Consider the following 13226-nt stretch of genomic DNA (forward strand, 5'->3'; position numbering starts at 1 on the left):
TCATGGTTCCGAGTAAACTAGCTCATTGGCTAGGTAGGCAGAAATCACGTGGGTTGTAGATTAAATGAGGAAATGGAGGAGCGTTCCTATGGTAGCTTCTATCAAAAACATTCAATCAATATGAGAAAACCAACTACATCACTACAAATATTATCTCTCGGGGCTTTGTGTTCTTTGGCATTAGTCACTCAGCAAGCTGATGCGGCTTTGCTCTACGGCTTGGACTCCGAAAACGGCACCAGTTTCAACGAATTTGACGGGCAGGGAGTTAAAATTACCGATGCTGCTACCACTTCAAACTGGATTTCTGGACCTGCGTCGACGATCAATGGGGGTGGTACTGTCTCACTTACCGGACTGACGGGCGTCAATGGAACTGGGAGTGATGATATCACTGTAAAGGTCGATCTTACTGGCACACATAATGTGATATTTGAGAAGTTTGCATTTGCCATGCAGCGCGGAGGAGGGGGCGGTTCCAATATTATCAGCAATGCTCTTTATAGCACAGACGGTGTTAACTTTTTCGCGGCGACCGTGCAAGAGGTGGCAGTCGGTGGAAACGGTGGCGGTAGCAATGTTGGACCAGCCGACACGATTACCGACTTTCGCGTCCCCAATGGCTTAGGCGGCACAATTGGACCGCAGCAGGTATATGTCGTTAGTGGCTTGGATGCTGCAGGCACTCTCAATAGCGACTCGTTTTTTGTGCGCTTCACTCTAGGCTCATCCACTAACGATAGTGCCACTGCAACATTTCTGACAGACCGCAACGATCTGACCACGGATGCGATGGCGCTTGCAGCAAATAATACAGTGCCGGCTGATGACGGCTTCGACATAGCTTGGTACGGCACCTCCACCCTTGTTCCCGAGCCTTCATCCGCAGCCCTACTTGGACTTGGCGGACTTGCTCTCATCCTTAGACGCCGCAAGGCATAATAAGGCCGCGCACTAAATATTCTATCAAGGCCGTTCCCTAGGGAGCGGCCTTTTTGTGTGCTGAGTTGTGTTAGATGATCCCTTTGCGGATTCCTTTTGCCACGGCGCCTGCCTGAGACTGCACGTTGAGCTTCTTGTAGGTATTAGCGACGTGGAATTTGACCGTGTGTGGGGAGAGGTTCATCAGATCTGAGATCTCCTTGATGATCAGGCCATCGGCCAGGTGTTTCAGTACCTCCACTTCGCGTTCGGTGAGATCGTGTTGTTTGGGCGGAGTGTTACTTTTCGGAAAAGCATTCAGCACCATGGAGGCGACATGGGGATCGAGCGAGGCCCCACCCTCAATCACGTCTTCAATGCTCTGCACGATTTGTTCAATGGAGGTGTTTTTGAGTAAATAGCCAGACGCACCTGCGCAAATCGCATGGAAGACATCTTGCTTTTTGTCTGAGCCTGTTAGGACAATGCATTTGATGTCTGGATCGATGACAAGAATTTGTGTGAGTCCCTCAATACCACTCATGCCCGGGAGGGAAATATCAATCAGCATGACCTGAGGCCTGTCGGCAGTTTCTTGCAAAGATTCCAGTGCTTCTTCACAAGATGAAAAATTGCGTGTGCATTGGATCTGGTCGACTGAATTTAATGTCTCTGTTAGGTTGGAGCGAAATGCGGCATTGTCTTCGATCAACCAGAGAGTGACAGGGCTTGGTGTGTTTGAATCGTTGTTGTCCATGTCATTTAGGATTAATGGGCGCTGTGAGTGTTATGCGTGTTCCTTCACCGGGTGCGGAGTGGATAGAGAGTTCTGCGCCCAGTAGTCTCGCCCGTCTCTCCATGTTAGACAAGCCGCGTCCTGAATCGCTGTTGGCATCGGTTATCGAGGTAGGATCGAAGCCGCAGCCATCATCTTGCATGGATATGCGCAGTTGCTTGTCGCTGATCTCGGCCTGGATCACCATCGTCGTGGCTTTTGCATATTTCGCGCAGTTATAGAGAACTTCTTTGACGAGTAAAGTGATGTTCCTGCGTGCTTTTAGCGGCACGACGGAGTTCTGGAAATTCTCGGGGAACTTATATTGGACCCGACACTCACTCAGGATGCTCTGGGCGGTGCGTTTGATTTGTTCCAGTATGTCTGAAATGAGAATGATGCCAGTCTCGGTGAGCCAGATGATTTCTTTGACGGAAATATAGCTCTCCTGTGACAAATGCCTGATCTCTCGGAGCTTTTCTTGGGTCAGCTCGGGGTCGGTTTGACTCTGAAGTCGGCTGGAGATCATCGAAATGGTGCCAAGGTTTCCACTGATGTCATCATGGAGGTCGGCTGCGATTTGCTGCTGCACCTCGCGCACCGCTTTGCTTCTGGATGACTTCAGATGTAGCACCCCGAGAATGATGCAAAAGAGGGCCAGGGTGGTGGTGGTAATGCCGATGGTCCAGTAGCGCTCGGACCGTGTGGCACGGGCGATGATCAGTTGGTTCTGAATATTGTCCAATGCATCCTCGACGATTTGGCGCTTGGCGAGTTCAGCAATGTATTGTTTTTCCGGCACAATCTCGCGGCCGTTGGTCAGGCCATCGACGAGCAGGGAGGCAGATTCCTCTCCGGGAATATTCGTAAGAGAGATACTTTTCCCCTTGGCAATATTGACTTGGTTATAGCCTTCGTCACCAATGACGCGGATTTCTCCGAGAGCGAGAACGGGCCGGCCGCGATGGCGAGGGAGCCTATTGATCGTGACGCGGAGGTATCGGCCCTCTTCAGAGGATAACGGATGACTACGCATCTTATGAATAGGGGCTCCGTTGTGAGAAACGGATGCTACCACGCGGTTCGAGTTGAGATCGTTGAGCAGATCGATCTGGTAATTGACGGGCATGGCAACCGTAGGCACAGGGGTATCAGGGATACTCGCTGCGTAGAGTTCAACACGACCAATGCTCTGCGGGCTGCCGAGATCGATCAAGATCTGTGACGGGGGATTCTGAGTAGTGACTTGGTCGAAATACTGGATGAAATCGGGCACTGCTTGGGGAGCATGGAGAAACTTTCCTAGGTGCTGTTTGTGATCGGTCAAATATTGCAGACTCCAGAATGGTGCCGTCTCGGTTGAACTGGAGGCTGTAATGCTTCTCGCCGAGGGAAGAATCATATTGTTGCCGGCTCTGAAGATCATCAGTTCATCTAGTGCGAAGAACTGAGTGTCTCCATCGCGAGCGCCTTTGGTCACGGTGATTTTGACCCGTTGCACCCCCATGCTGGGAAAAGTGAAATTGACAGGGGAAAGTCCTGGATCAGGAAAGTCTTGCTGTGTCCAATCGACAACAGTGATCGCTTTTTCCGGCTCCTTTGCGCTGTAGACATCGATCTTGAACCGCCTCGGGAAACCATAATTTTTATCGATGGAAAGTTCAGGGTAGCAGGCAGGGATGAGAGCGATGCCCTCAATCCTCAGCGAGTGTTGGTCATGCAGCTGAATGTGTATCCATTCCTCCATCGGTTTATCTCCTGAACCGGTAGGGTGCCGCTCACTGAGATAGCCGAATTGGCGTTGGGGCGGAGATGTCTGCGTTTCCGGCGGGGGGAATTTTTTCAGCTGCTCTCTGAGCCATTTTTCCTGCCGTTCCAGAGCTGCCACACTCGTTGCGGGAATTAACGATTTCTCCGTGTATCGCTTGGCACTGTGTTCCACATCATCTGGCGAGTGAGGGAAGGATTTCCTCTCTAGCTGAATGTCCTGTGCCATGGCTGCAAGCGAGGCAGAGATGATCAGGAGAAATATGAGGCAATGGCGCATGACATCAGGATGGAATCAGAGGTGAGCAGTTTGCCGACGGAAGCGTGGCAAGACAATCATCAAACCAGATCCCATTCATCCAGTCTCGCTATTTGTCTCTAGCGTGGTTAGAATCTTGTACGTCGATGATGAAAATCAAACAGTTTGTCGTTCTGTGGTCGAGGTTCCTCTTTGTGGCCGCGATCAAGTGGTGGCGGCGGAAACATGCGGATGAGGCAGCGGCTTTGGCGTTTTACTCGCTCATCTCTCTGGTTCCCATTCTGTTAGTTGGAGTCTCGATCGCCTCACTGTTCGTTGATGAGCAGACGGCTACCCGCATTTTGTTAGCCGAGGCTGACAAGGTGGCTGGATCGACGGTCAAAGGATACTTTGCTCAGATCTTGAAGACGGACATTCATTGGCTGGGTTCGGGTGTTTCGCCGATAGTTGGTGGTCTTTTGCTGTTTTTTGCCGCGACCAAGGTCATCGCAGAGTTGCGTAAATCGCTAGGGAAAGTTTTTGGATCGCCGCGGAGAAAAGGACGTAAGGCTGCGTTGTCGGGCTTGGCTGGCAGACTTATGGCGCTGATCATGCTGCTGACTTTGGGTGTGTTCATTGCCTCTGCGGTGGTGTTCGAGACGATGATGGGGGTCATTGTCGGTTCCTTGAACGAATCTCCTCTGTTGTTGCGCATGGCAACGGCGGTGTCACCGGTGTTGTCATTCGTGGCTCTGGCCTTTCTCGCAGCGATAGCTATGCGCTGGCTGCCGGTGCGGCCACCTAAATTCAGGGAGGCTCTCATCGGTGGTAGTGCCAGTGGTATCCTTCTCATCGGGTTGAAAATAGGTTTGGCTCAATTCCTGAAGCATACCGATGTGGGAAGTTTTTACGGCAGCGCACTGACTTTGGTATTAGTGCTATTTTGGATTTATTTCGCCATGCAAGCCTTTCTCTATGGGGCGGAACTGGCCTCAGAGCTCGCACGAGCCAGGCGTGCCGAGGAGATGCGATTAGAGGCTGAAATGGAGGCCGACTGGGAGGATGAAGGCGGGAAGCTGGAGCTCGATGAAATACAGGAGGAGTCAGATGAAGAATCGATTGATCCCTCTTCGAATTAGGTTTAGACATCCTCCATGCTTGTCAGGATCATTCTCTCCCTGTTTCTTCTAACGTATTCACTTTCCGCAGCATGGCCGGAATTAAAATCGGCGGATGGTCAGAAAACGATCCACGCCAAACCGGTAGCGATCGTTGGTGAGAAAATCCGTTTCACCAAAGAAGACGGGCAGTCATTTGTCGCATCACCGGACACATTTGCTGCCAACGATCGAGATCAATTGCGTGTTTGGATGCAGGCGATGCAGAAGCATCCGCATCAGTTGTTAGTGCAGAGAGTGTCCGGGGCAAAGACCTTGCGTGTGCTCTTTATCGGTAACAGCTACTCGTTTCAAATTCCCAAGGTCTTTGGAAAAATCGCAGAAGCCGAAGGCAAAAGCGTTGAGGTCGAGCAGATGACCAGAGGCGGCTGGACTTTGGCGAAACATGCGGCTGCCAAGAAAACCTTGGCGAAGATCAACGAGAAAAAATGGGACGTGGTCGTGCTGCAAGAACAAAGCCAGCTTCCGGCATTTCCTGAGGCGCAGCGAAGCAAGGCGATGTATCCTGCCGCCAAGTCACTCGCGGATGCAGTGCGTGCCAATGGCGCGGTGCCGGTTCTTTTTCTAACATGGGGCCGGCAAGACGGTGACAAACAGAACGCGGCACGATTCCCCAACGATACCTATCAGGCGATGCAGCAACGACTGGTCGAGGGCTATCGGAATGCATCGCAACACGCTGGCGGACTATGTATCATTCCAGTAGGCGACATCTGGTCCGAAGCTCGCACGCAGGGGAAAGATAAAAATCTCTACGCCAAAGACGGCAGCCACCCTGCCAAAACGGGTAACTACTTAGGCGCCTGTGTCTTTTTCACCGCATTTTATGATCAGGTAGTTGAGCGGGTTGATGACAAACGGGCCGATGCGGCAGAGATGGCGAAGTTGGCTCGATCCGCGCGCTTGCAGCCGGTGGTTTATCCAGTTCAGAAAAAATAAAACACAGCTGGCCGACATTTTATCGGTCGATAGGTGGAATTGTTTTGGCAACGTGGCTGGAATTGACCAAGCCTGAGGCATGCCAGCTTCCGTCGACTCCATACCCGCACCGGAGTTGCTTGCTCGGAACCTGAGGCTGTTTGTCTGGTTCAGAGCTTTTTTCAATGCCCGTTTTTATTACCCGGTCTTTGCGGTCTTCTTCACCGATCTCGGGCTGACGATGGCGCAGTTCCTGTGGCTGAATGCCATCTGGGCGCTCACCATTGTGATCTTCGAAGTGCCTTCGGGTGTGCTGGCAGACTTGGTAGGACGGCGCAAGCTGGTGATCTTTTCAGCCCTGAGTATGGCGGTGGAAATGCTGCTGCTGATCGTGGCGCCACAGCACGGCGGCTGGGGGCTGTTTGTCATCTGCGCGGTGAATCGGGTGCTGAGCGGACTGGCCGAGGCGGCGGCGAGTGGTGCGGATGAGGCACTGGCTTATGACTCGCTGAAATTGATGACTGATGATGCTGACACCATCGAACACAAGTGGGACGATACTCTGGTCTCGGTGATGCGCTGGCGATCCTTGGGAGGCATGCTCGCCATGCTCGTGGGCGGTTTTGTGTTCGATCACGCGGGCATGACGGCCATTTTCGGAGACTTTCCACGCACCGTCAGTCTGAAGCTGCCGGTGATTTTATGTTTTGTCTCCGCCTGTGTCTGCGTGGTGCTGGCTTTCCGACTGACTGATCTGGGGATTTCCAAAAAACAGCCAGGGCAACGGACTTCGGTGGCAGATGTTGGGCGTGGGATGTTAGATGCCGCAGCCTGGGTGCTGAAGACCAGATGGATCGCCGCCTTGATCGTGGCCGCAGTGCTGATCGATGCGATTACCCGCACCTTTGTCACCCTGCAGAGTGAATACTACCGCTGGGTCGATCTGCCGGAATATAGCTTCGGCATCATCGGTGCCGGCATGTCGCTGGCAGGTGTTTTAGTGCCGCTATATGTCAAACCTCTCGCCCAGCGGTTCTCGCCGCGAGTGAACATGCTGATCGCCGGTGGCATCGGCACTGCGGCTCTAGCGGGAGTGTCATGGTTGCAGACTGCGGGTGGTATTGCCGCGACTTTTGTGATAATGCTAACCTTGATCCATGTCAGCTTTTTGATGAGTCGATACATCAACCGTGACACGCCATCGGAGCAGCGGGCGTCGATTTTGAGCGTGAATAATCTGACGCTGAATATTGGCTACGGTCTCTTCTCTGGAGTGTTTGCGCTACGACTGAATTACGTCGATTTTGGCGAAGCCATCAAGATGTTGCCGCTTGTCCTGTTAGTGGGCATTGTCCTTTGGTTTCTGGCGAGTCGCGGCGCACGCAAGTCCGCCCAAAAGCAAGGTTCCAATGATTAACAACGACCAAACAGGTAACCCAGCACCTAGCCCAACATAGCCGATGACTAAAGCCACGGTTGCCGATAGCAAGGCATAGGGCAGCTGGGTGATGACGTGGTCTTGGGCAGTGACGCCACAGGCAAAGGCTGAAACGATTGTCGTATCACTGAACGGGCTGCAGTGATCTCCAAAGACCGCCCCACTGAACACAGCTCCGATCACTGCCGAAAGTAAAACCGGTTGGTCTGGAGCGAGGTCCAAGTAGGCCGGCAGAGCCAGAGGCATCAACAAGGCCATCGTGCCCCAAGAGCTGCCTGTTAGAAAACTGATTGCGGCTCCAGTTGCGAAGATCGCGGCAGGGAAGTAGTCGGGTGAAAACGAGCCGCTCATCGTGTCGGCCAGCCACTTGGCCGTGCCGAGCTCTTTAAGCACCGAGCCGAATGTCCAAGCCGTCACCAAAATCAACAAAGGCCCTAACATACTGGCAGCCCCTGCGCTGACGGCGGGACTGAGTTCGCGTTGGCGTTTTTTGGGAAACAGGAAACAGGCGGCTAACAGACCGATGATGCTACCAACTGTCAGCGCGTAGGGGCCGGCGTTGCCACTGAATGCAGCCGTGAGTTTGTCGGTAGTCACAGGGAACACCGGACGGGTTTCCCAAAGATAAAATAACGATATGATGCTAATGGATAAAATAATGATCGGTGCGAGGGCAATCCAGATGGAGGAAGTGCTAGATGGTGCTGTCTCAGCCATTTCGCCGGGCGGTATCGCTTTTGCTTTTTTCATGGGGCCGAAATCCCATCGACGCCAAATCACCAAGACGACCAGAATCAGAGTGAACAGGCAGTAGAAATTCTGTGGGATCGATTTGAAAAAGAGAGTGTATGCGGAGTCGGAGATGCCGCGGCCTTCGATCGATTGTTGGATCAAACTCAGCTGGGTGGCGATCCAGGTGGAGATGAAAGCGATGCAGGCGACCGAGCTGCTAGTGCTATCGACGAGATACGCCATTTTTGCCCGGGTGACTCCCACACGATCGGCAAGCGGTCGAGTGATACGGCCTAAGAGCAGGCTGTTGGCAAGTCCGTCAAAGAAGCAGAGAAGGCCCAGTAAACCGGTGGCGGTTTCGAGTCGGCGTTGCGGATTTCCTTGGGTCTTCCCTAACAATCGCTTGGCCAGCGACTCAAATCCACCTCCTTTTTCGATCACCACAGTAAATGAACCAAGGATTAGGGTGAACAGAATTGCCCCGATTCGCCACGACCCTTGCATCGATGCAAAAAAGTGATCTTGCACCAGCCCGATGATGGCATTTCCAAGATGACCGCCCCCGATTAGCAAGCAGCCCGCGAGGGACCCCGCGAGCAGGCCGAGGACGGCTTGGCGGAAAACAAGGATCGTTATCAAGGCAACGCCCGCAGGCCAGAGTGCTATGAGGCTAGGCGAAGCGCCATAAACGGCGATGGCCCATGTCAATAGCAGCAGGACGCAACCGATGACGACCACTGACGAACGAGATTGTTTCACACGGAAGATTCTGCCTTGTCAGATTCGACGGGCAATCATGAATCGGGCTGATGTTTTTGATTGAATCAGTAAATGGTTCGTTTATCATCGGCACTTAATTTGAAAACCCGCGTCTACACACAATGAAACACACAAACCTATTGATACTCGCCACTGCTCTGAGCGGAAGCGCTTCTGCCGCTGTGGTTACCAATCCATTTGTTCAGAATAAAATTCAGAACTGGTCTCATCAGCCTGGCGTTACAGTAAGTGCCTCGTCAGCCAACGTGCCAAGCGAGCGCGGTATCGATGGGAACTACGATGGTAGGTTCAACAATGGTTCAGTCACCCACACGGCTAATGATGATTCCGTCAACTCATTCTACCAAGTGGACCTCGGCGAAGCTCGTGATATTACCAATGTAGTCCTGTATAACCGGAGGGATTGCTGTGGAGGTCGCTTGCAGAATTACTCACTTCAGGCCAGTAATGATGCCAATTTTGGCTCGACCCTTTACGACAGTGGTAACCAGGCAGCGGCAGCTGGGATCACAGCGAGATTCGATACCGGAGGGGTCAACGCGCGCTACGTCAGGGTGCAGAGAAATTCTCTAGCTAACACCGGTGGCGGGTCTGTCATTTCACTCGCTGAAATCGATGTTTTCGGAGGTGGGGCAACTTACAATTTTTCCAACATTGCCCTCGGTAGCACCGCAAATCAGTCGACCACACTCAACAATCTCAACGATCCTAATGCTTCCAAAGCCATTGATGGTAACCTCAGCTTCAGCTTCAACAACGGTGGCACAACGCACACTGATCCTGGAGTGAATGGTGACCCGGTGTTCTGGGAAACAACATTCTCCAGCCTCAGTAACATCAATGAGATTGCTCTCTATAACCGTGGCGATTGCTGCCCAGACCGTTTGAGCAACTTCCGTGTCTCCATTTTCAATGGTAATATTGAAGTATGGGGCGAAGATTATTTTGCAGGAGATGGATACGCCGGAGATATTTTCAGCGTTCAAGAGGACACCGGAGGCTTCATCGGCACTGGGGACAGAGTTCGTATCGAACTCATCGGAGGCCTGAATAATTCGTTCTCGGGGGGGGCTGACGTGCTCTCTTTCCGTGAGGTGGAAATCTACGGAGTCCTCGTGCCGGAGCCATCCTCCCTCGCGCTACTCGGGTTTGGTGGACTTGCTCTCATGTTCCGCCGGAAGAAGTAAGTAAGCTCCTCTTTTCCCAGCCATTTCACCTCGCAGGCATCTGCGGGGTTTTTTATGCGCTAGTTTTCGTGCTTAGCTTGCGTATGGTGTAGAACGCTCATTTTACATGTATCGATTTTTCGCATCCTGCCTGCTCGCCTTTTCCCTCGCATCGTGTGGAAAGAAGGAAGATGTCGCGACTCGTGATGGCACTAAGGCTCAAGAGAATCAGGAACTCAGCTACAACTTCCACGTTCGGCCGATCCTTTCCGATAAATGTTTTTTCTGCCATGGCCCTGATGAAGCGAACAACAAAGCCGGACTGAGACTGGACCAACCGGAGCGCGCATATGCGGCTCTGAAGGAGTCGAAGGGATACGGCATCGTGCCCGGTGATGCAGAGCACAGCGTGGTGGTGCAGCGGATTCTCTCGGATGATCCGGAGCTGATTATGCCTCCGCCAGAGTCGAAACGCACTCTGACGGCTGCTGAAAAAGACATCATCCGCCGTTGGGTGGATCAGGGGGCAAAGTATGAAAAGCATTGGGCCTTCATCCCTCTGCCGGATGAAGTAGAGGTGCCCGAAGCCAGTGAATGGGCAAACAATGAAATCGACCATTTTATCGAGCAGAGGTTGGTCATCGAAAATCTGACACCGTCACCAGAGGCTCCGGCTTGGCAGTGGCTGCGTAGAGCGAGCTACGATCTCACCGGGCTGCCTCCGACGCCGGAGGAGATCGCAGATTTTGAAAATAAAGCCACTCAGCCAGGTGCTTATGCTGCCGAGGTGGATCGGCTGCTGGCCAGGCCTAGCTACGGCCAACGTATGGCGGTGCCATGGTTGGATGCCGCCCGTTACGCCGACTCTTACGGTTATCAGTCTGATCAACTCAACGTGTCGTGGCCGTATCGAGATTGGGTGGTGAAATCGTTTAATGAAAACCAGCCCTACGATGAATTCCTTATCTGGAATATGGCGGGCGACCTCCTACCCAATGCGACCAGAGAGCAAAAACTAGCGACTGTTTTCAATCGTTTGCACCGCATGACCAACGAAGGTGGCTCGGTCAGAGAAGAATTCCGTATCGAGTATGCCGCAGATCGCATCCACACAGTCGGCACTGCCGTGCTTGGGCTGACGATGGAGTGCACCCGTTGTCATGATCACAAGTATGATCCTCTCACCATGAAGGACTACTATGGAATGATGGCGTTCTTCAATAACATCGATGAAAACGGACTCTATGATCACGTTGCCAAGATACCTTCCCCTTCGCTGCTTCTTCCTAACGAAAAACAGCAATCCGCACATGCCGCTGCGCAGCAGAAAGTCGCCGACCTTGAAAAGCAAACACCGTCCCTTGCCAAGTCACGAGAGCAAGCTTTCCAAGCATGGCTTAAGACTCCTGAAAAAACTCCGGTGATCCCTGATCTCATCGCAGAGCTGGCCTTGGACGTGACAGCTGAAAAAACTTTCCCTAACAGTGCTCCAGGCGCCAAACAAAACGCCAATCGCGGTGGAGTTCCCGGGACAAAGGATCGCCACGGCAGGGAGAATGGTGCAGTCCTGCTAAGTGGTGATAACGGCATTTCCATCCCCAATTTTTACCGGGCAGACCGCTGGGATGCCACCACCCACAGCGTCTGGTTGAACGATAGCAAACGTGATAAAAATCCGGTGGTGGTGATGCAGCGAACCCATGGCACGGACGTCGGCTACAACGGCTACGACATGATGCTTGAAAATGGTCTGTTCTCCGCGCGTTGGTATCGTGTCTGGCCGGGGAACGCGATAGGTATTCAGACCGTCGATCCCATTCCTGAGAATACCTGGGTTCACGTCGCATGGACCAACGATGGGTCGAGCAGGGCATCGGGACTGAAAATTCACATCAATGGCAAGGAAGCGAAAACTCGCCTCCTTCGTGACGGGCCAATGACCAAGTCCGTGGGTGTCCGCACTCACGGAGCAGGCAACTACACACTTGGTGAGCGTTTCCGGGATAAAGGATTCACCGGCGGCAAGCTCGATGATTTTCGCATCCACAGCCGTGCTCTTACTGCGCCCGAAATCGCCCAGCTCTACGACAATAAATATCTAACGGAAGCCCTCGCGAACAACGACGCAGAAGCATTGAGAAACTATTATCTCGGAGCCGTGGATGCCGTCTTCCGCAAGCACCTGAATGACCTCCGACTTGCGCGCCACAAGCTGGTCACTAGCGAGGATCCGATGCTCGAAGTGCCGACGATGGTTGAGATGAAAAATCCTCGCCCCACTTACATCTTGGACCGAGGTGCCTATGATGCGCCGAAAGACCAGCCCGTGCAGCGTCAGACTCCCGATTTCCTACCGCCGATGCAGAAAGAGTATCCTAACAATCGCTTGGGTTTCGCACGCTGGACTACCTCAAAAAATCACCCTCTAACAGCGCGGGTGTTCGTGAATCGGATGTGGCAGGAATTCTTTGGAACCGGACTGGTCAAGAGCTCGGAAAATTTTGGCGTGCAGGGTGATCTGCCGTCGCATCCAGAATTGTTAGATTGGCTGGCACGTGATTTCGTTGATCACGGTTGGGATGTCAAAAGGCTATGTAAGCAGATGGTGCTCTCTGCCACCTATCGCCAAGGCAGCACTGCCATCCCCGAACTTCGCGAGCGTGATCCTGAAAATAAACTGTTAGCTCGTGCTCCGGCGTATCGTTTTCCCGCTGAAATGATTCGTGACACAGCACTGGCAGCATCCGGCCTGTTAAATTCCCAAGAGGGCGGGCCGCCCGTTTCTCCCTATCAGGCAGGAGGGGATCTCTGGCGTGAGAACAACGGCATGAGTCCTGCATTCCGCCAGAGTGTGGGGACGGCACTCTATCGGCGTAGCCTCTACTCGGTCTGGAAACGCACCGCGCCATTTCCTAACATGATGGTATTTGATGCCACCAGCCGCGAAGTCTGCACCGTCAAGCGAGCACGAACCAACACCCCATTGCAGGCTCTGGTTCTGCTCAATGACGTCCAGTTCGTCGAAGCCTGTCGAGTGCTGGCCGACAAGGAACTGAGCGCAGATGGAAAGCTGAATATCACCGAGGCGTTTGTCACACTGACCGGAAGACCCCCTACCGTCGACGAATTCGCTGTGCTCAACGAGCTCCATGCCGAGCAACTTGACTACTTCACCAAAGCACCCGCAGCCGCGAAGAAGTTGCTCACTGTAGGAGCGCAGCGATCCACGAAACCTGCCCCACAACTCGCCGCCGCGACCGTGGTGGTGCAAACCATTTTCAACCTCGATGCCACGATCTGGAAGCGCTGATGT

Annotated in this window: 9 protein-coding genes; 6 read left to right on the forward strand and 3 right to left on the reverse strand. The window is 53.0% G+C overall.

Translation table 11 applies throughout. From position 1 onward, the window contains the following. Nucleotides 1-120 precede the first annotated feature (120 nt). Nucleotides 121-942, forward strand: a complete 822-nt coding sequence (locus tag ACSPJT_RS13795) for a PEP-CTERM sorting domain-containing protein (protein WP_435893142.1) — start codon at nucleotides 121-123, stop codon at nucleotides 940-942. Nucleotides 943-1012: 70 nt separating this feature from the next. Here the strand turns inward: ACSPJT_RS13795 and ACSPJT_RS13800 are convergent, their stop codons facing one another. Both ACSPJT_RS13800 and ACSPJT_RS13805 read right to left on the reverse strand, forming a co-directional pair. Next, nucleotides 1013-1678, reverse strand: coding sequence for a response regulator (locus ACSPJT_RS13800; protein ID WP_435893143.1), 666 nt, complete (start codon nucleotides 1676-1678; stop codon nucleotides 1013-1015). A gap of 1 nt (nucleotide 1679) precedes the next feature. Beyond that, nucleotides 1680-3743, reverse strand: a complete 2064-nt coding sequence (locus ACSPJT_RS13805) for a sensor histidine kinase (protein ID WP_435893144.1) — start codon at nucleotides 3741-3743, stop codon at nucleotides 1680-1682. Nucleotides 3744-3868: 125 nt separating this feature from the next. Between ACSPJT_RS13805 and ACSPJT_RS13810 the strand changes: the two genes are divergently transcribed. The 3 genes from ACSPJT_RS13810 to ACSPJT_RS13820 all read left to right on the forward strand — a co-directional run bounded on the left by ACSPJT_RS13810 (nucleotide 3869) and on the right by ACSPJT_RS13820 (nucleotide 7214). After that, nucleotides 3869-4840 (forward strand): YihY/virulence factor BrkB family protein, encoded by a 972-nt coding sequence (locus ACSPJT_RS13810; RefSeq protein ID WP_435893145.1) that lies wholly within the window; start codon nucleotides 3869-3871, stop codon nucleotides 4838-4840. Nucleotides 4841-4855: 15 nt separating this feature from the next. Further along, on the forward strand, nucleotides 4856-5818 hold the full coding sequence (locus tag ACSPJT_RS13815) for a DUF4886 domain-containing protein (protein WP_435893146.1): 963 nt from the start codon (nucleotides 4856-4858) through the stop codon (nucleotides 5816-5818). A gap of 79 nt (nucleotides 5819-5897) precedes the next feature. Further along, entirely contained in the window at nucleotides 5898-7214 is a 1317-nt protein-coding gene (locus ACSPJT_RS13820) for an MFS transporter (protein ID WP_435893147.1), read from the forward strand. Here ACSPJT_RS13820 and ACSPJT_RS13825 read toward each other — a convergent pair. Continuing rightward, on the reverse strand, nucleotides 7137-8726 hold the full coding sequence (locus ACSPJT_RS13825; protein WP_435893148.1) for a Na+/H+ antiporter NhaC family protein: 1590 nt from the start codon (nucleotides 8724-8726) through the stop codon (nucleotides 7137-7139). The two genes, ACSPJT_RS13820 and ACSPJT_RS13825, sit on opposite strands and share 78 nt — an antisense overlap. 122 nt (nucleotides 8727-8848) lie before the next feature. Here ACSPJT_RS13825 and ACSPJT_RS13830 point away from each other — a divergent pair, with 122 nt between their 5' ends. Together ACSPJT_RS13830 and ACSPJT_RS13835 are read left to right on the forward strand one after the other, a co-directional pair. Then, a complete protein-coding gene (locus tag ACSPJT_RS13830) occupies nucleotides 8849-9934 on the forward strand; it encodes a galactose-binding domain-containing protein (protein WP_435893149.1) in 1086 nt (361 codons plus the stop codon). A gap of 106 nt (nucleotides 9935-10040) precedes the next feature. Then, on the forward strand, nucleotides 10041-13223 hold the full coding sequence (locus ACSPJT_RS13835) for a DUF1553 domain-containing protein (protein WP_435893150.1): 3183 nt from the start codon (nucleotides 10041-10043) through the stop codon (nucleotides 13221-13223). Nucleotides 13224-13226: the final 3 nt, after the last annotated feature.

The sequence above is a fragment of the Oceaniferula spumae genome (genome assembly GCF_042849255.1).
GTDB lineage: Bacteria > Verrucomicrobiota > Verrucomicrobiia > Verrucomicrobiales > Akkermansiaceae > Oceaniferula > Oceaniferula spumae.

Coding starts and splice junctions, on each gene's coding strand:
- ACSPJT_RS13795 (WP_435893142.1), top strand. CDS start 121: ATGAGAAAACCAACTACATCACTACAAATATTATCTCTCGGGGCTTTG.
- ACSPJT_RS13800 (WP_435893143.1), bottom strand. CDS start 1,678: ATGGACAACAACGATTCAAACACACCAAGCCCTGTCACTCTCTGGTTG.
- ACSPJT_RS13805 (WP_435893144.1), bottom strand. CDS start 3,743: ATGCGCCATTGCCTCATATTTCTCCTGATCATCTCTGCCTCGCTTGCA.
- ACSPJT_RS13810 (WP_435893145.1), top strand. CDS start 3,869: ATGATGAAAATCAAACAGTTTGTCGTTCTGTGGTCGAGGTTCCTCTTT.
- ACSPJT_RS13815 (WP_435893146.1), top strand. CDS start 4,856: ATGCTTGTCAGGATCATTCTCTCCCTGTTTCTTCTAACGTATTCACTT.
- ACSPJT_RS13820 (WP_435893147.1), top strand. CDS start 5,898: ATGCCAGCTTCCGTCGACTCCATACCCGCACCGGAGTTGCTTGCTCGG.
- ACSPJT_RS13830 (WP_435893149.1), top strand. CDS start 8,849: ATGAAACACACAAACCTATTGATACTCGCCACTGCTCTGAGCGGAAGC.
- ACSPJT_RS13835 (WP_435893150.1), top strand. CDS start 10,041: ATGTATCGATTTTTCGCATCCTGCCTGCTCGCCTTTTCCCTCGCATCG.